The organism is Streptomyces sp. NPDC060028, assembly GCF_042736725.1.
Classification (GTDB): Bacteria; Actinomycetota; Actinomycetes; order Streptomycetales; family Streptomycetaceae; genus Streptomyces.
The window spans coordinates 1-21735 of sequence record NZ_JBHWVJ010000109.1 but is presented as its reverse complement, the minus strand read 5'-3'; the positions used below and the strand labels follow the sequence as shown (position 1 = coordinate 21735).

The window sequence follows — 21735 nt, the reverse complement described above, 5'->3', positions numbered from 1 at the left end:
ACCAGAAGGACACGCTCAACCACAGCCGACCTGACCAAGCCCTACTAGTGCTGTGGCCGGAAAGGTTTGCCGGGCGCCGCGACACGGTGAACCTTTCCGGACACAGCACTAGAGGGGCCCGGCCCGCCCGTCAGCGCCGGGCAGCCTCGTAGACCGGGAGGAGGGTGTCCAGGACCGCGTCCATCGAGAAGGAGGCCGCGGCCAGTTCGCGGGCCGCCAGGGAGGCCGACCGGTTGGTGTCGGGCTCCAGCAGGGACAGCACCGCCGCCGCGACGCCCTCCGGGCCGGGATCCACCGCCAGGCCGGCGCCCGCGGCGGCGATGTCGCGGGCCAGGCCGTTGGAGTGGGTCACCACCGGCGGCACCCCCACCGCGAGGGCCTCCAGCACCGACATCGGGAACGGCTCGTCCACCGAGGGCAGTACGTACACGTGCGCCCGGCGCAGCTCCGCCAGAACCTCCGCGCTCGACAGCGCCCCCGGCACCGTGAAGCGGTCCGACAGCCCGAGCGAGGCGATCCGCGCGCGCACCGCCGCCAGTTCGCCCTCGTCGGGCCCGGCCACCACGAACTCCGCGTCCGGGTGCGCCGCCAGGATCGCGGGGGCCGCGGAGACGAAGTCCACCGGCCGCTTGCGGGCCTGCAGGCGCGCCGAGTACAGGATGCGCGGCGGCCCCGCGGGCGCCGGCCGCTCCTCCTGGGCCGGGGTGCCGTTCACCAGCCGGACCGCCCGGGACAGGGGCGCGCCCACCACCGCGTCCAGGCCCTCCCGTTCGTGCGGGGTCAGGTACAGCACCGCGTCGGCGCCGCGCAGCAGCCGGCGTACCGCCACCGCGTCGAGCACCTTGGCCAGCAGCTTCTCGCTCGGGTCCACCATGCCGTGGGTCTGCAGGACGAGCGGTTTGCCGGCCCGCAGCGCCGCCAGGGCGACGGGCAGGGTGACCAGGTCCCGCGCCAGGTGGACGTGGACCACGTCGGCGCCCCGCACCAGGCGCCGCGCCGAGGCGAGCAGCGCCGGCGAGGTCATCCCGCTGAAGCCCAGGGAGAGTAGGCGCCGGGCGGGGAAGAGACTGGCCGGAACACCTTCCACGGAGGTGGGCCAGGGTTCGGCGAAGCCCTCGCCCAGCGCCAGCAGCCCCGCCTCGTGGCCGCGCGCCCGCAGTCCCTTCGCCAGGTTCAGCGCGACCCGGACCGGCCCGCCGAAGGCGTGCGAGGGGGAGTGCAGCGTGACGACGTGCAGAACTCTGAAAGCGGCGCTCACTTGGGCTCCTCCACCGGGCGGCGACGCCCGTCCTGGGTCTGCAGGGTCAGCTCCGGCAGGTCCTTGTGCACGACGGCTCCCGCGCCCGCGACGGCGCACCGGCCCACCGTGACCCCGGCCAGCACGGTCGCCCGTACCGCCACCCATGCACCGTCCTCCACGACGATCGGGGCGTTGCGGTAGCGGAAGTCGGCGGCGCGGTGGTCGTGCGAGCCGGTGCACAGCATGGCCTCCTGGGAGACGCACACGTGCGAGCCGATCACCACCGGCTCCAGGTTGAGCAGCCAGGCGCCCTCGCCGATCCAGGTGTGGTCCCCGACGGTCAGCTTCCACGGCCACAGCACCCGCACCTTGTGGCGGATCAGCACACCCTCGCCGATCTGTGCCCCGAAGGCCCGCAGCAGCGCGACGCGCACCCGGGCCGGGCAGAACCAGCTCATGAACAGCGTGTTCATCACGCCGAACCAGAGCGCCTGGGTCAGCAGCCCGCGCCCCTTGTCGTATCCGGCCAGCGTGAAGGCAGGAAGATCACGCACAGCAGCCCCTCATCATCCGCCCCGTCATCCACCCCGCGGGCGCCTCCCCGGGCGCCGCCCGCTCAGACTAGACTGCGCGCGGACCAGGCACATGGGGTGGGGGCAGCAGTGGCAACGGACATACGCAAGCCCTCCGTCACGCCTCCCGCGCCGGCGGCCGGGGACGAGGTCAAGTGGGGCCGGGTCACCACCCCGCGCACCCTGCTCTCGCGCGCGCTGTCCGTACCGCTCGCCCTCGGGTTCACCGTCTTCCTGCCGCTCTTCGTCGCCGTCCAGACCGGCGCCGGCGCCCATGACGCGGCCTTCTGGCTTCAGCTCCTGCTGACCATGTACGCGGGCGCACGGCTCTCCGCCATGGTCCTCACCAGCCGCCGCAAGCTGCTCCAGGGCTCCTTCTGGCTCTTCGTCTACATGGCCATGGGCGTGGCCCCGCTCGCCCAGGCCGTCCTCGGCCAGGTCCCGACCCCGGTCGTGGGACCCCGCTCCGACCTCACCGCGGCCATCGGCCTGGTGCTGCTCGGCTGCGCGGCCTTCGACGTGGGCGTGCTGCTCGCCCGGCACCGGCCCACCGGCCGCGCCGGGGGCTCCCAGAAGGAACCGCGCCCGGTCATGGCGCACCGGCGGCGCCTGCAACTGCTGACCGTGCTGTCGTTCCTGTGCAGTGCGGCCTTCATCATGAAGCTCGGCGGTCCCGCGGTCTTCTTCTCCAGCCGGCAGGAGATCATCGCCGGCATCGAGGAAGCGGGTGTCTCCAACGGCGACGGCCAGGCCGGCCAGGCCCTGCTGCGCGGCTTCGGCACCGTGCCCGCGCTGCTCGCGCTGCTGCTGTACACGCGCTGGCTGATCACTTCGAAGTTCGCCCGCCGCAAGGTCTCGGTCATCGTCACCTGGGCGGCTCTCGCCGCCTTGAACCTGGTGGTCAACAACCCGATCTCGAACCCGCGCTACTGGTTCCTGACCGTCATGTTCGCGCTGCTGTTCACCGTCTTCCCGGTGAGCGCCGCGATGTACCGGGTGGCGCTGTCGATGGCCGTGGTGATCGCCCTGCTCGTCTTCCCCTTCGCGGACCGCTTCCGCTACGACGAGAAGAACTACAAGCCGGTCGAGACGACCTCGTTCCTGGAGCCGATGGCGCTCAAGGACTACGACCAGGTCGGCATGTTCGCGAACACCATCACCTACTCGCAGTCCGGCCCCGGCCACCTCTACGGCCGCCAGCTCGCCGGATCCGTCTTCTTCGCGGTGCCGCGCTCGGTCTGGCCGGGGAAGGCGCGTGACACCGGCGTGATGGTCGGCCAGTGGATGGGCACCGTCAACACCAACCTCTCCTCCCCGATCTGGGCGGAGCTGTGGATCGACTTCGGCCCGCTGGGCATGGGCGGCGGACTCATGGCGATGGGGTACGCCGCCGCCCGCGTCGACCGCCGCTACGCCAAGCGGGCCACCCGCCGGTCCCCGCCGGGGAGCCTGATCTCGGTGGTGGTCCCGCTCGTCGCGGGCTACTCCTTCATCCTGCTGCGCGGCCCGCTCCTGCAGGCCTCCGGCCGCGTGGCCATCGCCGCCCTGTGCCTCGCGCTGGTGGCGACGTACCGCACGGACAAGGACACCACCCTGCGCTGATCACGCGGCGGCGGCCGCCTTCTCGGGCTCGGCCGGCGCCGGCGGCCCGGACGGCTTTCCGCGCAGCGGGACCTCCTTGACGCACACGGCCGCGGCCAGGCCCGCCAGGCTCAGCAGCGCCGCGCACAGGAAGAGGCTGTGCGTGCCGGCGGCCACCGAGTGCGGGCTGATCCCGTCGCCGACCCGGCGGGCGAAGAGCGAGCCGAAGAGGGCGACGCCGAAGGAGCCGCCGATGGTGCGAAAGAGGGTGGAGGAGGCCGAGGCGACGCCCATGTCCTTCACCTCGACGCTGTTCTGCGCGATCGTCATCGGCATCTGCATCGCCAGGCCGAGCCCCGTGCCGAGCACCACCATGTAGAAGGCGGACGTCCCGCGTCCGGTGGTGGCGTCCATGGTGGACAAGAGGTACAGGCCGAGGCTGACCACGACGCCGCCGACGACCGGGAACACCTTGTACCTGCCGGTCAGGGTCATCACCCGGCCGACGATCTGCGAGCACAGCACGATCGGGAGCACCATCGGCAGCAGCAGCATCCCGGAGTTGGCGGCCGAGGCGCCCTGCACCGACTGCTGGTACATCGGCAGGAAGCTCACCACTCCGAACATCGCCGCGCCGGTGCTGAAGGCCATCACCGAGGCCAGGGACAGATTGCGGATGCGGAAGACGGAGAGCGGCAGCACCGGCTCCGCCGCGCGGGTCTGGGACCACAGGAAGGCGCCGAGGGCGAGCACGGTCAGTGCCGCCAGGCCGAGCACCTGCGCCGAGCCCCACGCGTACTGGGTGCCGCCCCAGGTGGTGAGCAGGACCAGCGCGCTGATGGTGGTGGTCAGCAGCGCCGCGCCGAGGTAGTCCATGCGCGGCGCGTCGGCGCGGGTCGTCGGGCGCTTCGCGGGCAGGTGCAGCATCGTCTGGATCCAGGCCAGCACGACCACGCCGATCGGCAGGTTGATGTAGAAGCTCCACCGCCAGCCCAGGTGACTGGTGAGGAAGCCGCCGAGCAGCGGTCCGCCGATGGTGCCGACCGCCATGATCGTGGCCGACATGCCCTGGTACCTGCCCCGCTCGCGCGGCGAGACCAGCGCGCCGATGAGGGCGAAGGCGCCGACCACGAGACCGCCGGCGCCGATGCCCTGGAGGGCCCGGAAGGCGATCAGCTGCTCCATGGACCGGGCCGCGCCGGACAGGCCGGAGCCCACGAGGAAGATCACGATCGAGGTGAGGAAGGTGCCCTTGCGGCCGTGAAGGTCGCCGAGCTTGCCCCAGACCGGGGTCGAGGCGGCGGTGGCGAGCGTGTAGGCGGTGACCACCCACGACAGGCGCTCCAGCCCGCCGAGTTCGCCGACGATCGTCGGCATCGCGGTGCCGACGACCATGTTGTCGAGCATGGCGAGCAGCATCGCGAGCATCACGCCGAGCAGGGTCAGGCGTATCCGGCCGGGGGAGGCGGCCTCGGCCGCCGAGGGTGTGGTCTGAGGCATGGCTCCACGGAAGCACAGCCACTCAATAAGTGCAACCACTCAACTTTTGCATCGGATACACCGTGGCGCTAGAGTGTGGCTATGAACGAGACAGTGGGGCGCCGCGAACGCAAGAAGGCCCAGACCCGCCAGGCCCTGGCGGATGCGGCGGGGCGGCTGTTCCTGGAACACGGCTACGAGAACGTGGGCGTACGGGACGTGGCGGAGGCGGCCGACGTCTCCGTGACCACCCTGTTCAAGCACTTCCCGAGCAAGGAGGCACTCGTCTTCGACGAGGACGAGGACGTCGAGGCCGCACTGGTCGCGGCCGTACGGGACCGGGCCGCCGGGCAGTCCGTCCTGCACGCCCTGCGCGACCACCTCCTCGCGACCCGCGCCACGCGGCGCATCGACGACCCGGACATGATCGCGCACCTGAACCTGGTCCGCCGGACCCCCGAACTCCAGGAGTACTGGGACCGGATGTGGAGGCGCCACGAGTTCGCCCTGGCCGCCGCCATCGCCGAGGCGGCCGGCGTCCCCGAGGGCGACCTGGGGGCGGCCGCACTGGCCCGCTTCGCGCTGGACACCACCAGCCTGATCCGCGGCCAGGACGACCAGCAGCAGGCCATGCGCGACCTGTTCACCCTGCTGGAAACGGGTTTCGGCGACGTCGGCACCGCCACGAGCCAGGCGAGCCACGCGAGCGCCGACGCGGCAGCCTCAGGCGGCGGGCACTGACTCCGCGGCCGAGGCCGGGGCGGCGGGCACCTCGATCCGGGCCACCCGGAGCCAGCCCGCCGCCGCCTTCGCGGCCGAACCGAGGGCCAGCCCCCAGGCGGCCCCGGCCACGCCCCACAGCGCGTACCCGCCGAGCAGCAGCCCCACGGACAGCAGCGAGAAGACCACCTGCAAGGACAGGGTGGCCCTCGGGTTGAGCACGCGCAGGGTCAGCAGCGCACACGTGCCGAGCCCCATGACGGCGTACTGCGCGCCCGTGGCCGGCAGCAGCGCGGACGCCGCCGCCCAGGTGTCGCCGAGCAGCTGACGGCCCAGCCGGTCGGGCAGCGCGTACAGCACGGCTCCCCAGCCGGCCCCGACGACGGCCAGCGCGCCGCCCATCAGCGCGGTCAGCCGGACCACGCCCCGCTTGCCGCGGGCCCGGCCCACGACCGGCGGGCCGAAGGCGTTGGCGGAGTTGAACAGCACGTTCAGCGGCCCGAACAGGGTGGTCGCGCCCCGCAGCGCGCCGACGGCCAGCGGGGTCGCGAAGACGCCGAGGCCGAGCACCGCGAGCTGGCTGGAGCCGTTGCCCACCGCGAACTCGACCACGAACCGCTGCCCGAGGTGGCCGCGCCGCAGATACGGGCGCAGCTCCACCCGGGCCCCGCGCACGGACGGCCGCAGCAGCCACAGCCCGAGCGCCAGCGCGGGCAGCGCGGAGACCCCCCACACCAGCACCAGCCGCCCCGCCGAGGCCCCTTCGGGCTGGAGCAGCAGCGCCGGGACCACGCACACGAGGCGCAGCGCGTCGGCGGCCAGCGCCCGCTCGGGCGCCCGCAGCGCGGAGAAGCAGTAGCGCAGCCCGTCCTGTACGAGGACCAGGGGCAGTACGAGACCCAGCGCGAGGAACGCCCGCCCGGCGCCCCCCGCCAGCACCAGGCCCACGACGCCCAGCGCCGCCCCGGCCACGGCCGAGGCGGCCGCGGTGAAGGCCAGGCCCGAGCGGCACACGGAGGCCAGGCGCTCGCCCTTCTCCAGCACCACGGTCTGGCCGACGTAGGCCATGTTCAGCCCGAGGAGCACGCTGAAGGTCACGTACACCATCGAGAAATCGGCGAAACCGGACGCCGACGACAGCCGCGCGGCCAGCACCAGCACCAGGATGTTGGTGGCGCTGGAGGCGGCCTGGTCCAGGACGGACGCGACCGCGGCGAGGCCGCGCCGGCTCACCGCCGGCCCGTGCGGACCGTGCGCAGGGCGACGGTGTCGGTGCCGTCACCCGGGATGTGCTGCTCGGCCTCGGCCACCTCGTACGGGATCGGCTGCGGCGCGGACCGCTCCGGGGTCCGCGCGGCGGGCGCCGGGGCCGGCTCGGAGGCGGGTGCGCCGCCGCCCTTGCGCAGCTTGCCGGGGCCGCGCTTCTCGCCGGGCAGCGGGGTGTGCAGCACGGCGCCCAGCACGGTGCCGCCGGCGCCGCTGATCAGCTCGCGGATCCGGGACAGGTCGGTGCGGTGCACCGCGCGCGGGTCGCAGACCACCAGGACCCCGTCGACGCGGTCCACGAGCGCGAGGGCGTCGGCGTACGAGAGCACGGGCGGCGCGAGCACGACCACGGTGGAGTTCGGGGAGTCGGCTTCGGAGATCAGCCGGGTGGCGCGCGGGGAGGTCAGGGCGCGGGCGACGTTGCGGACCCGCTCGCCGGGGATCAGGTCGAAGGCGCCCGACTCGCCGGCGTCCACGACGAGCTGGCGTCCGTCGGGCCAGTCGGAGTCCCCGTGCTGCCCGGGGCGCCCGCCGGCGGCGGGGCCGCCGGGCATCTGGCTCCAGCGCGGCCGCCCGCCCGCGTCGGTCGGCAGTTGGCTGGCCAGCACCGGGGTGCGCAGGTCGGCCTCGATCAGCAGGACGTCCTTGCCGGTCTCGGCGAAGGAGGCGGCCAGGTTCACCGCCACCGCGGCCGCGGTCTCGCTGCTGCCGCGCGGGGCCACCACGAGCAGCCGCCGCCGGTCGGCGAAGCGGGAGTCGTAGGCGAGCCGGAAGGCCACCGAGCGGAACTCCTCGGCGAGCCGGGGGTCTTCCTCCCCGGCCGCGAGCAGCGGGCCGCCGCCGGTCTTGTCCCGCGGCAGGGAGCCCAGTACGGGCGCGCGCAGGGCCCGCGCGACATCGCCCTCGGAGCGCGGCGCCGGGTCGAACACGAGCCGCACCCAGGCCCCGAGCAGGCCGAGCGCGAGACCCACGGCCGCGCCGAGCGCGAGCGACATGGGCAGGCCGGGGCCGTCCGGGTGGGAGGGCGGCGTCGCCGCGCTGGTGACCCGGCCCGGGGTCATGTCCAGGGCCTCGAGCTTGGTGATGTTGCCGTTGTAGCGGCCGACCTCGCTCTGCAGGTCGGTCTTGGTGGAGGTGGCGGCGTCGCGCGGGGCGCCGGCCGGCATCCTCGCGATCTCCTTGACGAGCTCGTCGAGCTGCTTGGACACCGGGTCGCGCTGGTCCTTGTAGCCCTTGACCATCTTGTCGCGGGTGAGGTCCAGGGCCTCCTGCCGCTTGAGCAGGTACGCCTCGGTCATCGCGTTGGCGCGCCGGGCGGCCTCCTTCGGCGAGGAGGAGGTGTAGGTGAAGCGCAGGACCATCGACTGCGGCGGGTTGGTCACCTGGAGGCCGCTGCGCAGGCCCGCGAAGTCGTTCGCCGAGACGCCGAGCTTCTTCGCGGCCTCGTTGGCTATGGAGCTGGAGAGCGCGACCTGGCGCTCCGAGCCGATGTTGATCGCCTTGTCGGGGGCGAGGCTCGGGTTGAACGGGTCGTCGGTGGGCGCGCGCAGCACGATGTCGGCGGTCGCCACGTAGGTGTCCGCCGTGGAGACGCCGAGGTAGACGCCACCCAGCAGGCCGATGCCGACGCCCGCGCCGATCAGCCGGCGGTAGCGCAGGAGCTGGCGGAACTGGTCCCTGAGGAGATCGGGCTCGTCTTCTGCCGGGGCCGCTGCTGGGCGGTTCGTCTCGATCACGGCCGGGGACCCCCAAGTGCTTCGTCTATCAGTGCGTCGATGCGGGCCAGGCCCGCTTCCCGGCTCAGATGGGCCGCGACGTGCCGCGGTCCGGCCGCCCCTAGTTCGTCAGCGCCCGCGGGGTCCTCGGCGAGGATCCGTATGGCCTTCAGCAGCGCCTCGGGGTCCTCGGGCGGGACGAGCACCCCGGCGCCCGACCGTTCCACCTCCTGGGCGGTACCGCCCAGCGCCGCGACGGAGGCGACGACGGGCCGGCCGGCCTGGAAGTAGGACGTGAGCTTGGACGGCACGCTCATGTCCATCACGGCGGCGTGCTGCGTGACCGCGAGTACATCCGCCGCCGCGAGGATATCCGGGAACTCGCCGTCGGCGGCAGGGGGGATGATGTCCAGGTTGGGTACGTCGGACGCCAGGTCGGCGAGGGCCGTGCGCTGGCTGCCGTCGCCCATCAGGACGAAACGGACGCTGGGCTCCAGCCGGGCCGCCCCGACGAGGACCTCCAGGCCCTGCTTGAGCCCCATGTTCCCGGAGTGCAGTACGACGGTCTGGCCGGGCGCCCAGCCCAGGTGCCGGCGGGTCTCGCCCCGCGGCTTGGACGGCGCCGCCACGTGGGACCAGTTGGGCACCAGGCGGATCTTGCGCGGGTCCACGCCCATGCCGACGACGCGGTCCACGAAGGTCTCGTGGATGACGCCGACGAGGGTGGCCCGTTTCAGGGCGTACGCCTCCGCGCGCCCGGCGATCGCGGCCGCCTTGTCGCCGCCGCTGATGCCGCTCTGCGCGGCGGCGGCGCCCATCAGGTCCTGGACGACCGGGACGTACGGGACCTTCCACCTCGCCGCGAGCCGTGCGGCGAGCACGCCGCCGGCCAGGCTGGGCATCTGGGCCAGGACCGCGTCCGGCCTCGGCATCCGGGGCGGGGCCACGGCGCCGTGCAGCAGAATCGATCCTTCGAAGAGGGCCCGCTTGACGGCGGTCTGGCGCGGCGGCACGGTGTGCGCACGCCGGTGCACGGTGACCCCCGCGCGCTGCTCCGTACGCCGGAGCGCCCCCTTGTACTCCGGCTCGAGCGACCAGGCCGGATAGTGCGGCATGCCCGTCAGGACGTGTGTCTCGTGGCCGAGATCCGCCCAGTGCTCCGCGATCTGGGTGGCGTACGGCCCAATCCCCGCGTGCTCGGGAGCGTAATTGGTGGAAACCAGCAGCAGGCGCCGGTGACCGGATCTGGACACTGAACGTCCCCTTCTCCCCTGGATGATGCGCACGTCACCCTATTCGTTCACCGGCGTGGTGGGGAACGTGCACGCTATTGTCTGCTAATCCGCCACACCGGGGGGTGTGGCTTCTGGGGGGTAACGGATGACGGAGCAGGAAATGTCCGAGTTTGGTGTGCCCGCGCGCAGACCGTACCGAGTCGGCTACGCGCCGGGCGCCTACGACCTCTTCCACATCGGACATCTCAACATCCTTCGGCACGCCCGCAGTCAGTGCGACTACCTGGTCGCCGGCGTGGTCTCCGACGAAATGGCCGAACTCGCCAAGGGCCGCCGCCCGATGATCCCGCTCGTGGAGCGGCTGGAGATCGTCCGGAGCGTCAAGTACGTCGACGCGGCCTTCGTCGAGACGGTTCCGGACAAGGTGGAGACCTGGCGGCAGGTCCGCTTCGACGTCATCTTCAAGGGCGACGACTGGCGGGGCACCGCCAAGGGCGACCGGCTGGAGAAGGACTTCGCCGTGCACGGCGTCGACGTCGTCTACTTCCCCTACACCGTGCACACCTCCAGCACCCAGCTCCGCCGGGCGCTGGACGCGCTCGCGGAGCCGGTCGCGGAGCCCCTCACCGCCGAACGGCGCTGAGCTCCCGGAACCACTTCGCGAGGAACGCCAGCAGGAACAGCACGGCGACCGCGCCCAGCCCGGCGTAGGCCCAGGCGAACAGCTCCCCGCCGCCGAGCAGCAGGAACACCAGGCAGAACACCCCGTAGTCGACGGGCAGCAACGCCACCGCGCGCAGGGTCGACGGCGCGGCGGCGGGGCTCCCCGCGGCCGGCTTGGGCTTGAGCTTGTCGGTCAGCAGCCCGCCGAAGAAGGTGACGACGGCGGCGAACTGGAACACCAGCGGCACCAGCAGCCAGCCGTCACCGCCCGCCGCGATCCCGTACGCCTCGGGGAAGCGGTGGAAGGCGATCAGCACGCAGGTGTGCAGCGCGGTGATCTTGGCGCAGTCCACGACGTGGTCGAGCCACTCGCCCGCCGCGCTCCCGCCCCCGCGCAGCCGGGCCAGCTGGCCGTCGGCGGAGTCGAAGGCGAAGCCGACCGCCAAGGCGGCCCAGACCGCCACCCCCAGGCCCCACGAGGGCGCGGCCAGCGCCACGGCGGCCACCGCGGCGAAGCTGAAGGCGGCGCTGACCAGCGTCACCTGGTTCGGGGTGAGTCCGAGCGCGTACGACCCGGCGGCCAGGTACCGCCCGGCGGGCCGGTTGACGAAGCGCGAATAGAGCGACACGCCCTTCGCCGACTTCTGCGCCCCGCGCAGTTCCCGCAGCGCGGTCCCGACACTCGCCATCCACAGGCTCCCTAGAACGTGTGTGTACGCGTTCATGCGTACGAGGGCCACATCATCGCAGGGCGCATGCGGGTTCCCGCGCCGGATGTCCCCGTACGTCCGGAAGCAGCGATACGGACGGCCCCGCGCGGCCCTCAAGGCGCCCGCGACCGGCACGAACCCGGCGAAGCCCGCGCGCTTGGTCCCCTCAGCTCACCACCTTCAGCAGCAGCACCGCCCGGGCCGGCACCGTCAGCGTCTGGCCGCCGCGGTGCCGGGTGCCCGGGGCGGCCGCCTGGTCCTCCAGGGAGGTGTCCAGGACCAGTTCGTACGCCGCCGCCCACGGCGCCCCCGGCAGGACCCACGCCGCCGGCCGGTCCCCGGCGTGCAGCAGCGCCAGGAAGCTGTCGTCCGTGACCTGCCGCCCCCGCTCGTCCCGCCCGGGGATGTCGCGGCCCGACAGGTACAGCCCCAGCGCGGCCGCCGGCGCGTACCAGTCCCGCTCCGTCATCTCCGCCCCGGCCGGGGTGAACCAGGCCAGGTCCCGCAGCCCGTCCGCGCCCTGGGCCCGGCCCGAGAAGAACGCCCGCCGGCGCAGCACCGGGTGGGTGTGGCGCAGCGAGACCAGCCGCCGGGCCAGCGCGAACAGCCCCTGCCACTGCGGATCCTCCAACAGCGACCAGTCCACCCAGCTCGTCTCGTTGTCCTGGCAGTACGCGTTGTTGTTCCCGCCCTGGGTGCGCCCGAACTCGTCTCCCGCCACCAGCATCGGCACGCCGGTGGAGAGCAGCAGCGTGGTGAGCAGGTTGCGCAGCTGGCGGCGGCGCAGCGCACCGGTCCGCGGGTCCGTGCCCTCGGGCGGCTCGCCCTCGACCCCGCAGTTCCACGACCGGTTGTCATTGGTGCCGTCCCGCCCCGCCTCCCCGTTCTCCTCGTTGTGCTTGTGCTCGTAACTCACCAGGTCGCGCAGGGTGAAGCCGTCGTGGGCCGTCACGAAGTTCACCGATGCGTACGGCCTGCGCCCGCCCCACGCGTACAGGTCGCTCGACCCCGAGAGCCGGTACCCCAGGTCCCGTACGTCGGGCAGCGCGCCCCGCCAGAAATCCCGCACGGCATCGCGGTAGCGGTCGTTCCACTCCGTCCACAGGGGCGGGAACGCGCCCACCTGGTAGCCGCCCGAGCCCACGTCCCACGGCTCGGCGATCAGCTTCACCCGGCGCAGCACCGGATCCTGTGCGATCACCGCGAGGAACGGCGACAGCATGTCCACGTCGTGCATCGAGCGGGCCAGCGCCGCCGCCAGGTCGAAGCGGAAGCCGTCCACCCCCATCTCCGTGACCCAGTACCGCAGCGAGTCGGTGATCAGCCGCAGCACGTGCGGCCGCCCTGCGTGCAGGGTGTTCCCGCAGCCCGTGTAGTCGGCGTACCGGCGCTGGTCCGACTGGAGCCGGTAGTACGCCCGGTTGTCGACCCCGCGCAGCGACAGCGTGGGGCCCAGCTCGCCGGCCTCCGCCGTGTGGTTGTAGACCACGTCGAGGATGACCTCGATCCCGGCCGCGTGCAGGGCCCGCACCATGCGCTTGAACTCGCCGACCTGCTGTCCGGTCGTACCGCTCGACGAGTACCCGGCGTGCGGGGCGAAGTAGCCGATGGAGTTGTAGCCCCAGTAGTTGCGCAGGCCCCGGCGCAGCAGGTGGTCCTCGTGGGCGAACTGGTGGACCGGCAGCAGCTCCACCGCCGTCACCCCCAGCCCGGTCAGGTGCTCGATCGCCGCCGGGTGGGCCAGCCCCGCGTACGTGCCGCGCAGGTGCTCGGGAACGCCCGGGTGGCGCATCGTGAAGCCGCGCACGTGCAGCTCGTAGATGACCGAATCGGCCCACGGGGTCTTCGGCCGGACGTCGTCCGCCCAGTCGTCGTCATCGTGGACGACGACCCCCTTGGGGACGTGCGGCGCCGAGTCGCGGTCGTCGCGCACGGTGTCCGCGATGTACTGCTGCGGCCAGTCGCGCACGTGTCCGTACACCTCGGGCGGCAGCGTGAAGTCCCCGTCCACCGCCCGCGCGTACGGGTCGAGGAGCAGCTTCGCCGGGTTGTACCGGGCGCCCGTCCAGGGGTCCCACCGGCCGTGCACCCGGAACCCGTAGCGCTGCCCGGGGCGCACGCCCGGCGCGAAACCGTGCCAGATCTCGTGCGTGAGCTCTGTCAGCGCACAACGGGTCTCGGCCCCGCCCTCGTCGAACAGGCACAGCTCCACCGCCTCCGCTCCCTGCGCCCACAGCGCGAAGTTGGTGCCCGCGATCCCGTCGGGGCCGTGGTGGAACCGGGCCCCCAGCGGATGCGAGGACCCGGGCCACAGCGGTGGCCCCGGGCGCGCCGACGCGCGTGGCGCCTGGCTCTTCGACTGCCCGTTGACGTGCGGCACGGGAGCGGTCCGGCCGCTCCGTACCTCACCTGCGGCGGCTTCCACCGCCTCTTGCTCGGCTGCGCTCGACACTGCCCGCCTCCACGGCTCTGGGTACCGGCGAGGGTTGGGGAGTGCGGCCCCGGCGTCCCGGCTTGGGCCCGCCCCCGTCTGGTCCTTCCCACTGTTCTGCCCGGACTGTGCTGTCCGGAACTCGGGCCGCGCTCACGTTTCCCCTGGAGGGGCCCGGTCGTTGGAGGGTCGTGACTCTTCTGACGAGGCGGGCAGGGGCGGGCTTGGCCGCCGTGGCGGCATGGGCGGCCCTGCTGGGCGGCCTGGCCGGATGCACCAAGGACGGTGGATCCCCGGTGGAGATCCAGCTGCCCGGCAAACCCCGGTCACCGGACGAGGCCATCCGGATCACCCCCGACGACAACGCCAGAGGCGTGCCCGCCGACGGCCCGCTCACGGTCAGCGTGCCCGAGGGCCGGCTGGAGCGGGTCGTCGTCACCAAGGTGGAGGACGCCCAGGAGGAGCAGGTCCCCGGCGCCATCGCCGACGACGGTCTCAGCTGGAGCCCCGACCCGGCGAACGGCCGGCTCGCGCTCGCCGCCAAGTACACCGTGGACGCGGTCGCCCTCGACGGGCACGACCGCCGCCAGGCCCGGCACACCACCTTCACCACCTACGTGCCCGAGGAACGGTTCATCGGCTATTTCAAGCCCGAGAACCGCTCCACCGTCGGCACCGGCATGATCATCTCCTTCAAGTTCAACCGGGCGATCGAGCAGCGCGCCGCCGTGGAGAAGGCCATCACCATCACCTCCGACCCCGCGGTCGAGGTGGCCGGGCACTGGTTCGGGCGCGAGCGCCTGGACTTCCGGCCCAAGGCGTACTGGAAGGCGGGCACCGAGATCACGGTGAAGATGAACCTGCGCGACATCGAGGGCGCGCCGGGCTCGTACGGCATCCAGGACAAGACCATCCGCTTCACCGTGGGCCGCTCGCAGGTCTCCACCGTGGACGCGGCCGCGCACACCATGGAGGTCCGGCGCGACGGCGAGCTGCTGTCGACGGTGCCGATCAGCGCCGGGGCGCCCAAGAACACCACCTACAACGGCAAGATGGTGGTGATGGAGATGTTCGACGTCACCCGGATGAACGGGGCGACCGTCGGCTTCACGAGCGAGGACGGCAAGGGCGAGTACGACATCCCCGACGTCCCGCACGCCATGCGGCTCACCGCCTCCGGCACCTTCCTGCACGGGAACTACTGGGCCAGCCCCGACACCTTCGGCTCCACCAACACCAGCCACGGCTGCGTGGGCCTGCGCGACAACAAGGGCGGCGGATCGGACACCCCCGCGGGGTGGTTCTTCGACCGGACGCTGGTCGGCGACGTGGTGGAGGTCGTGAACTCGCAGGACAAGACGGTGGCCCCGGACAACGGCCTGGGCGGCTGGAACATGTCCTGGCCGGCCTGGGTCGCGGGCTCCGCCCTCGGCTGACCCCGCCCCGCCCCCGAGTGCGGACCGATCGAGTGATCGTCGGACCGGAATGCCGTAGCGGGGGAGTGTCCTTCGTCCGACGCGCCGAGACCCGCGCCCAGCCTGTACGGGCCAGCAGCGCAGGTAACGGACGGAGCGTCATGTCAGCAAGGAACTGGACCCTCGGCCTCGCGATCGGGGCCGTACTGGCCGCCGGGGCCCCCACCGCCCTGGCGGCGGGGCCCGGCGGCGGACAACCGGCAGCGGGTCCCGTGCACGGTGCCCCGCGCGCCGTACTGCCCGGCGGTCTCGGTCCGTGCATCCCCGGCCGCTGCCCCGACCCCTTCCCCCAGGTCGAGGTCGGCACCCAGGCCACCGGCTACGACCAGGCCGTGAACATCTTCGTCGGCGGCGACTTCCACGTCCGCGAGCGCGCCGCCGAGGCCGAGGGCAAGATCGTCGTCCTCGGCAGCTTCGACCAGGACAAGGCGGCCGAGGCGGGGCAGGGCTACAACATCGGCATCGTCGGCGCCGGCTCCCTCGTGCGGCCCCCGGTCGGCTCGGACTTCCTGGCCACCGGACACAACGTCACCATCGCCGCGGGGGAGCGGCTGATCTCCGACGGCGGCGTGGTCCGCTACGCCGGCACCGCCCCCGGACCCGGCACGGTCACCGGCACCCTGACCCACGACACCGCCGCGGTCGCCAAGTACGCCGGCCTGCGCGACCGGCTCACCGCCGCCAGCAAGTGCTACGCCCGCGTCGACGGGCAGCCCCGCCATGCGACCGGCACGGCCGTCGTCAACGGCGGCTTCGCCGTCTTCACCGGCGACAACACCTCCCGGCTCCAGGTCTTCAACCTCGACGCGAACATCGCGGCCAGCGCGTCCGGCGCGATCGGCATCCGCTTCGACCGGATCCCGGCGGACGCCACGGTCCTGGTCAACATCCTCGGCACCGAGCGGACCGTCAGCACCTTCAGCGGCGCCATCGCCGACGCCAACAGTGCCTGGAACGGCCTGCGGACCCGGCTGCTGTGGAACTTCCCCGACGCGACGACCCTGCGCCTCGCGGGCAGCGGCCAGTTCCAGGGCAGCGTGCTCGTCGGCGAACAGGGCTCGCGGACCGCCGTCACCCTGCCCGGGATGAACGGCCGGTTCTTCACCACGGGCTCGCTCACCCACACCAGCATCGACGGTCTCGGCGGCGGCCAGGAGTTCCACGCCTACCCCTTCAACGGCAACCTGCCCGACTGCGCCCCGCCGGTGCCGGTGCGCGGCGAGGTCTCCGTCCTCAAGGTGGACCAGACGGACAAGCCGCTGGCGGGCGCCAGGTTCGAGCTGTGGCACGAGACCAACGGCCGGCCGGGCGCCCAGTTCGAGGGTGCGGGCGCCGACATCAAGGTGGCCGACTGCACCACGCCGGCGAACGGCGTCTGCTCCCGCACCGTGGACGCGGGCACCTACTACTGGCGCGAGACGCAGGCCCCGGCCGGCTACGACCTGCCGGAGAACACCATCGGCGAGCTGACGCTGACCCCGCAGAACGCCTCCGCCGGTGTGCGCCACCGGATGACCAACGCGAGGCAGCCGGTCGGCGCCGAGGTGGTGCTGTGGAAGTCCGACAAGGACACGGGCGAGGCCCTGCCCGGCGCCCGCTTCGAGCTGTGGACCGAGACCAACGGCCGGCCCGGCCTGCAGACCACCGGACCCGACGCGGACAGGAAGCTCGACGGCGCCTGCGTGACCGACACCCAGGGCAGCTGCACCGTTCAGCTGCCGATCGGTCACCGGTACTACTGGCGCGAGACGCATTCCCCGGCCGGGTACGAGCCGCTGCGCGACCCGGTCATCCCCTTCGACCTGGACGAGGGTGACGTACGGGAGGGCATCGTCCTCAACGTCCCGAACCGCAAGCGGGACACCGAGCACCGCGGCTCCATCAAGATCCTGAAGAAGGACGCCAAGACCGAGAGGCCCCTGCGCGGCGCGGTGTTCGAGGTCTGGCAGGAGACCAACAACACCGAGGGCCTCCAGACCCGCGGCATCAACGCCGACCGGCAGGTGAAGGAGGGCTGCGCCACCGACCGCAGCGGCGTGTGTGAGTTCGAGCGGCTTCCCGAGGGCTCGTACTACCTGGTCGAAACCGACGTGCCCGAGGGCTACGAGCTGCCCCGCCACCGGGTGACGGGTCCGCTGAGGCTGGACGGGGACAGCACCGACGGGCGACTGGTGGTCACCGTGCACAACAAGCGCGACGAGCACGGCAAGGGCAAGGACGACCACGGCCCGCGGTCCTGACCCCGCGCGGGTCCTGACCGCGCGCGGGGGCGCGCCGGGTGGTCCGGTCGGGTGAGGGAACACCCCGCCCGGCCGTACCCGGCGCGCCGGGCCCGTCCGGACCGGGTTACGTGGGGACCGGCGGCCCGGCCTGCGGGCGCGAGGAGGCCCGTATGACGAGGCGCGACGCGACTGGCCCGATAGGCAGGGCGGCCGCACTGGCCGCGGTCCTTTCCCTGGCGGCCCCGGCCCTGGCCCCACCGCAGGCGGCCGCGGCCGAGCCCGCGTGCACCGCCGGGACCGGGCCCTACCAGCGGGAGTTGGAGGAACACCTCGGCCGGCCCGTCGACGGGACGCAGTCGGCAGCCGACTGCGCGGCCGTCCGCGCCTTCCAGCAGCGCAGCGGCATCGAGCCCGCCGAAGGCTACCCGGGCCTCGTCACGTACCGGATGATGGTCGCCGTCGCCGCCCGCGCGAACCCCAACGCCGCGGGCCTGTGCCCCGTCCGCCCCCACCGCGTCACCTGCATCGACCTGGACCGGCAGCTGCTGTGGGTGCAGCGCGACCGCGACGTGGTCTTCCCGCCCGTCCCCATCCGCACCGGCCGCGACGACCAGGAGACCCGCCCCGGCTGGCACGAGGTCTACTGGCGCAGCATCGACCACAAGTCCTCGCTCTACGACGACGCCCCCATGCCGTACGCCCAGTTCTTCGACGGCGGCCAGGCCCTGCACGGCCGCCCCGGCGACCTCTACGCCCACGGCGGCTCCGCCGGCTGCGTCAACCTCTCGGTCCCCGACGCGGGACGCCTGTGGGACCTGCTCACCGAGGGCGACGCCGTCTACGTCTGGGGCACCAAACCCGGCACCGAGGACTGATCCCGCCGCCGCCCCGGCACTTGGGACGGAACGGTGACACGACCGTGGCTCTTCGTGATCCCCCCATGTGATTACCTGTTGACAAGCGCGCGACTGCCCGCGCGCGGGGGACATGGGGAGAAGAAGAGTGAACCTGCAGCCGATACGCGGCCGCGTCCGCGTTGGCCTGCCGGCCCTCCTGCTGGGTGCGGCGCTGCTGCTCACCAGCGCGTGCAGCGCCGGCGGCGACGGCGACGGCGGCGGCAAGGGCGGGAGCGGTGGCGGGGACGGCGGGAGCGGCAAGACCGGTACCGAGGCGTCCAAGGCCGTCGTGAGCGTCAAGCCGGACGACGGGGCCAAGGAGGTCGCCACCAACGGCGTCCTGAAGATATCCAGTACGGGCGGCAAGCTCACCACGGTGACCGTCGCCGACACCAAGGGCAACGCGGTGGAGGGCAAGCTCGCCGGCGACGGCGCGAGCTGGGAGCCCGCCCGCAACCTCGCCTCCGCCACCGAGTACAAGGTGCACGCGGTGGCCAAGGACGAGGCGGGCCGCGAGTCCGCGAAGGACACCACCTTCACCACGCTGACCCCCACCAACACCTTCGTCGGCCACTACACGCCCGAGGACGGCTCGACCGTCGGCGTGGGCATGCCGGTCTCGATCAACTTCACCCGCGGCATCACCAATCCCGAGGCCGTCGAGAAGGCCATCACGGTGACGGCCGAGCCGGCCGTGCCGATCGAGGGCCACTGGTTCGGCAACGACCGCCTCGACTTCCGCCCGGAGAAGTACTGGGCCGCGGGCACCAAGGTCACCCTGAAGCTCGCCCTCGACGGAGTCGAAGGCCGCCCGGGGGTCTACGGCAAGCAGACCCGTACGGTCACCTTCACCGTCGGCCGCTCCCAGGTCTCCACGGTCGACGCGGCCGACCACACGATGCAGGTCGTCCGCGACGGCCAAGTGGTCAAGAACGTCCCGATCACCGCGGGCGCGCCGTCGACGACCACGTACAACGGGCAGATGGTCATCAGCGAGAAGTACAAGGTGACCCGGATGAACGGCGCGACCGTCGGCTTCGGCGGCGAGTACGACATCTCCGACGTCCCGCACGCCATGCGTCTGACGAACTCGGGCACCTTCGTCCACGGCAACTACTGGGCCTCCTCCGGCACCTTCGGCTCGGAGAACGTCAGCCACGGCTGCGTGGGCCTGCGCGACGAGCGCGGCGCCGGCGACCCCGACGAGCCGGCCGCCTGGTTCTTCGACAGCTCGCTGATCGGCGACGTGGTCATCGTGAAGAACTCCAAGGACAAGACGGTCGCCCCGGACAACGGCCTCAACGGCTGGAACATGGACTGGGCGGAGTGGATCAAGTAGCCCCCGCCCACGGGTAGTCGTCATGCCGGCCGAGTGGCCCGGTGCTGTGACCCACAGCACCGGGCCACTTGGCGTTAACCGCGATTAACCTGGCCCGTATGACCATCTCTCTCGAAGTCTCCGAAGGCGTCGGCACCATCCTCCTGGACCGGCCGCCCATGAACGCCCTGGACATCGCGGCCCAGGACCGGCTGCGCGAGCTCGCCGTGGAGGCGACCGACCGCAGCGACGTCCGGGCCGTCGTCATCTACGGCGGCGAGAAGGTGTTCGCGGCCGGCGCGGACATCAAGGAGATGCAGACGATGGACCACGCGGCGATGATCGCCCGGTCCCGCGCCCTGCAGGACTCCTTCACCGCCGTCGCCCGGATCCCCAAGCCCGTCGTCGCCGCCGTCACCGGCTACGCCCTGGGCGGCGGCTGCGAGCTCGCGCTGTGCGCCGACTACCGGATCGCCGCCGACAACGCGAAGCTCGGCCAGCCCGAGATCCTGCTCGGTCTGATCCCGGGCGCGGGCGGCACCCAGCGGCTGTCCCGGCTGATCGGCCCGTCCAAGGCCAAGGACCTGATCTTCACCGGCCGCATGGTCAAGGCCGAAGAGGCCCTCGCCCTGGGCCTGGTGGACCGCATCGTGCCCGCCGCCGAGGTGTACGAGCAGGCGCACGCCTGGGCCGCCAGGCTGGCGCAGGGCCCGGCCATCGCACTGCGCGCGGCCAAGGAGTGCGTGGACGCCGGCCTGGAGGCCGACATCGACACCGGGCTCACCATCGAACGCAACTGGTTCGCCGGGCTGTTCGCCACCGAGGACCGGGAGCGCGGGATGCGCAGCTTCGTCGAAGAGGGCCCGGGCAAGGCCAAGTTCCTCTGACGCGGCGCGCGGGGCCCCGGCCCGGGGCCCCGTCGTGTACCGGGCGGCGCGGGCTGCGCGTCAGAAGCGGGGTCTACGACAAGCCGATCCCGCAGCCCTCCCCTTGGTGTGGTTTTATCCAGGCCTTAAGAGCACCTTAAGGAGAAACGATGATCCACTCAGCGTGATCGGCGTGATGCACAATGTCACCGCAGGTCAGGGTGGTATCACCGGCCTCCGCTTGCCAATTGCATATGACGGGCCGCCCCCGCGGAATCGTTCATTCCGTGGGGTGTTTTCCTGCGGAACGGCCCGGGCGGGCATATCGGCCGTCCATGATGGGTGCATGGCGGGCCTGGAGGGTGTGGAGCAACCGCGGCAGCGCAGCAGCGCTTCCGCCGTACGGCTCACGGCGGCGATCGAGGACGAACAGGGCCTCAAGGCGCTGGAGTTGTACGGAAATCCGGTTGAGGCGGAAGTGTCCCTGCCGTCCATGCCCGAGTCGGCGAGCACCGCCCGGCGGCTCACCCAGTGCGTGGTGATCAGGCTCTGGGGCCTCTCTCCGCAGACCGCCGAGCACGCCGTCCTGCTGGTCTCGGAACTCGTCGGCAACGCGGTCCGGCACACCGGGGCGCGGTCCTTCGGTTTACGGATGCTCCGGCGGCGCGGCTGGATCCGCGTCGAGGTGCGCGATCCCTCGCGCGGACTGCCCTGCCTGATGCCGGTGCACGAGCTGGACACCACGGGGCGCGGGCTCTTCCTCGTCGACAAGCTCTCCGACCGCTGGGGCGCCGATCTGCTGCCGCGGGGCAAGATCACCTGGTTCGAGATGCGGGTGGCCGACCGCTAGTGCTGTGGCCGGGCGGTCCGGAAACACAGAAACCCCCTGCCGCCGGATGAGGCGCTGCGGGGGTTTCATGGGTGCGCCGAGGATCGAAGGGGGTGTGATCCTCGGCGTGGCGACTTCGCTCGGGTCAACGGGAAGCCGTGATTCCGACTATGGCAGACGAGGGATCAAACGCCAAAAGTCCCAAGTTGGACATAAGTGTGCATATAGTAATAGTTTCTAGCTAAAACCAAGGTGAGTTGGGCCACTCACCTCGTAATCTATGAATAAGTGTGGACTGCTCTGTGTAAATCGTTGATCACGTAGCGGATGGGCCGCCGACTGGGTGCACCTCGGCGAACGCCCTGAATTGGGTCAATCATTACCTACGGGGTCATCCACCCCTTAAATGGGCAGGTGCTCTGCTACCCGGACCGCCGAACCGCCCTCCGTGCCGGCGCGGCGGTCGCCGCCGGTGCCCTCACCGCCGCCTGCGGCACGGGCGGCGGCCGTACCGCGC

Annotated in this window: 17 protein-coding genes; 9 read left to right on the top strand and 8 right to left on the bottom strand. The window is 72.3% G+C overall.

The features are described 5' to 3' along the window. Window positions 1–130: 130 nt before the first annotated feature. Both ACFWBF_RS33620 and ACFWBF_RS33615 read right to left on the bottom strand, forming a co-directional pair. Entirely contained in the window at window positions 131–1258 is a 1128-nt protein-coding gene (locus ACFWBF_RS33620; RefSeq protein ID WP_385608432.1) for a glycosyltransferase, read from the bottom strand. Next, a complete protein-coding gene (locus ACFWBF_RS33615) occupies window positions 1255–1794 on the bottom strand; it encodes a WcaF family extracellular polysaccharide biosynthesis acetyltransferase (protein ID WP_385608430.1) in 540 nt (179 codons plus the stop codon). The genes ACFWBF_RS33620 and ACFWBF_RS33615 overlap by 4 nt, the downstream gene beginning before the upstream one ends. A 108-nt stretch (window positions 1795–1902) precedes the next feature. On the opposite strand from ACFWBF_RS33615, the gene ACFWBF_RS33610 reads away from it, so the two are divergent. Further along, on the top strand, window positions 1903–3414 hold the full coding sequence (locus ACFWBF_RS33610) for a hypothetical protein (protein ID WP_385608429.1): 1512 nt from the start codon (window positions 1903–1905) through the stop codon (window positions 3412–3414). On the opposite strand, the gene ACFWBF_RS33605 is transcribed toward ACFWBF_RS33610, so the two are convergent. Beyond that, on the bottom strand, window positions 3415–4893 hold the full coding sequence (locus tag ACFWBF_RS33605) for an MDR family MFS transporter (RefSeq protein WP_385608428.1): 1479 nt from the start codon (window positions 4891–4893) through the stop codon (window positions 3415–3417). A gap of 81 nt (window positions 4894–4974) precedes the next feature. On the opposite strand from ACFWBF_RS33605, the gene ACFWBF_RS33600 reads away from it, so the two are divergent. Beyond that, a complete protein-coding gene (locus tag ACFWBF_RS33600; protein WP_385608427.1) occupies window positions 4975–5613 on the top strand; it encodes a TetR/AcrR family transcriptional regulator in 639 nt (212 codons plus the stop codon). Here ACFWBF_RS33600 and ACFWBF_RS33595 read toward each other — a convergent pair. The 3 genes from ACFWBF_RS33595 to ACFWBF_RS33585 are packed head-to-tail and all read right to left on the bottom strand — an operon-like array spanning window position 5596 to window position 9796. Further along, on the bottom strand, window positions 5596–6825 hold the full coding sequence (locus ACFWBF_RS33595; RefSeq protein WP_385608426.1) for a hypothetical protein: 1230 nt from the start codon (window positions 6823–6825) through the stop codon (window positions 5596–5598). The two genes, ACFWBF_RS33600 and ACFWBF_RS33595, sit on opposite strands and share 18 nt — an antisense overlap. Beyond that, window positions 6822–8594, bottom strand: coding sequence for a lipopolysaccharide biosynthesis protein (locus ACFWBF_RS33590; RefSeq protein WP_385608425.1), 1773 nt, complete (start codon window positions 8592–8594; stop codon window positions 6822–6824). The genes ACFWBF_RS33595 and ACFWBF_RS33590 overlap by 4 nt, the downstream gene beginning before the upstream one ends. Then, window positions 8591–9796, bottom strand: a complete 1206-nt coding sequence (locus tag ACFWBF_RS33585; RefSeq protein ID WP_385608436.1) for a glycosyltransferase family 4 protein — start codon at window positions 9794–9796, stop codon at window positions 8591–8593. Before ACFWBF_RS33585 ends, ACFWBF_RS33590 begins: the two co-directional genes overlap by 4 nt. Window positions 9797–9968: 172 nt before the next feature. Here ACFWBF_RS33585 and ACFWBF_RS33580 point away from each other — a divergent pair, with 172 nt between their 5' ends. Continuing rightward, window positions 9969–10451 (top strand): adenylyltransferase/cytidyltransferase family protein, encoded by a 483-nt coding sequence (locus ACFWBF_RS33580; protein WP_385608424.1) that lies wholly within the window; start codon window positions 9969–9971, stop codon window positions 10449–10451. On the opposite strand, the gene ACFWBF_RS33575 is transcribed toward ACFWBF_RS33580, so the two are convergent. Both ACFWBF_RS33575 and glgX read right to left on the bottom strand, forming a co-directional pair. Next, window positions 10432–11160 carry a CDP-alcohol phosphatidyltransferase family protein gene (locus tag ACFWBF_RS33575; protein ID WP_385608423.1) on the bottom strand — a complete coding sequence of 243 codons (729 nt, stop codon included), beginning with the start codon at window positions 11158–11160 and terminating at the stop codon, window positions 10432–10434. The genes ACFWBF_RS33580 and ACFWBF_RS33575 overlap by 20 nt on opposite strands. Before the next feature lie 187 nt (window positions 11161–11347). Next, on the bottom strand, window positions 11348–13633 hold the full coding sequence (gene glgX / locus ACFWBF_RS33570; protein WP_385608422.1) for a glycogen debranching protein GlgX: 2286 nt from the start codon (window positions 13631–13633) through the stop codon (window positions 11348–11350). 203 nt (window positions 13634–13836) lie between these two features. On the opposite strand from glgX, the gene ACFWBF_RS33565 reads away from it, so the two are divergent. The 6 genes from ACFWBF_RS33565 (at window position 13837) to ACFWBF_RS33540 (ending at window position 21239) form a co-directional block, all read left to right on the top strand. Then, window positions 13837–15048: an Ig-like domain-containing protein gene (locus ACFWBF_RS33565; RefSeq protein WP_385608421.1), complete on the top strand. Its 1212-nt coding sequence runs from the start codon at window positions 13837–13839 to the stop codon at window positions 15046–15048. Between the two features lie 140 nt (window positions 15049–15188). Beyond that, window positions 15189–17327, top strand: a complete 2139-nt coding sequence (locus tag ACFWBF_RS33560) for a choice-of-anchor A family protein (protein WP_385608420.1) — start codon at window positions 15189–15191, stop codon at window positions 17325–17327. A 152-nt stretch (window positions 17328–17479) separates the two neighbouring features. Then, window positions 17480–18184, top strand: a complete 705-nt coding sequence (locus ACFWBF_RS33555; RefSeq protein WP_385608419.1) for a L,D-transpeptidase family protein — start codon at window positions 17480–17482, stop codon at window positions 18182–18184. 133 nt (window positions 18185–18317) lie between these two features. Next, entirely contained in the window at window positions 18318–19544 is a 1227-nt protein-coding gene (locus ACFWBF_RS33550; RefSeq protein WP_385608434.1) for an Ig-like domain-containing protein, read from the top strand. Window positions 19545–19642: 98 nt separating this feature from the next. After that, a complete protein-coding gene (locus ACFWBF_RS33545; protein WP_385608418.1) occupies window positions 19643–20410 on the top strand; it encodes an enoyl-CoA hydratase/isomerase family protein in 768 nt (255 codons plus the stop codon). Window positions 20411–20735: 325 nt separating this feature from the next. Continuing rightward, complete coding sequence (locus tag ACFWBF_RS33540) at window positions 20736–21239, top strand: ATP-binding protein (protein WP_385608417.1); 504 nt, start codon at window positions 20736–20738, stop codon at window positions 21237–21239. Window positions 21240–21735: the final 496 nt, after the last annotated feature.

Excerpts from the sequence above, each read along its gene's own strand:
- ACFWBF_RS33605 (WP_385608428.1), bottom strand. The coding sequence starts at position 4,893 with ATGCCTCAGACCACACCCTCGGCGGCCGAGGCCGCCTCCCCCGGCCGG.
- ACFWBF_RS33600 (WP_385608427.1), top strand. The coding sequence starts at position 4,975 with ATGAACGAGACAGTGGGGCGCCGCGAACGCAAGAAGGCCCAGACCCGC.
- ACFWBF_RS33580 (WP_385608424.1), top strand. The coding sequence starts at position 9,969 with ATGTCCGAGTTTGGTGTGCCCGCGCGCAGACCGTACCGAGTCGGCTAC.
- ACFWBF_RS33575 (WP_385608423.1), bottom strand. The coding sequence starts at position 11,160 with ATGGCGAGTGTCGGGACCGCGCTGCGGGAACTGCGCGGGGCGCAGAAG.
- ACFWBF_RS33560 (WP_385608420.1), top strand. The coding sequence starts at position 15,189 with ATGTCAGCAAGGAACTGGACCCTCGGCCTCGCGATCGGGGCCGTACTG.
- ACFWBF_RS33555 (WP_385608419.1), top strand. The coding sequence starts at position 17,480 with ATGACGAGGCGCGACGCGACTGGCCCGATAGGCAGGGCGGCCGCACTG.
- ACFWBF_RS33545 (WP_385608418.1), top strand. The coding sequence starts at position 19,643 with ATGACCATCTCTCTCGAAGTCTCCGAAGGCGTCGGCACCATCCTCCTG.
- ACFWBF_RS33540 (WP_385608417.1), top strand. The coding sequence starts at position 20,736 with ATGGCGGGCCTGGAGGGTGTGGAGCAACCGCGGCAGCGCAGCAGCGCT.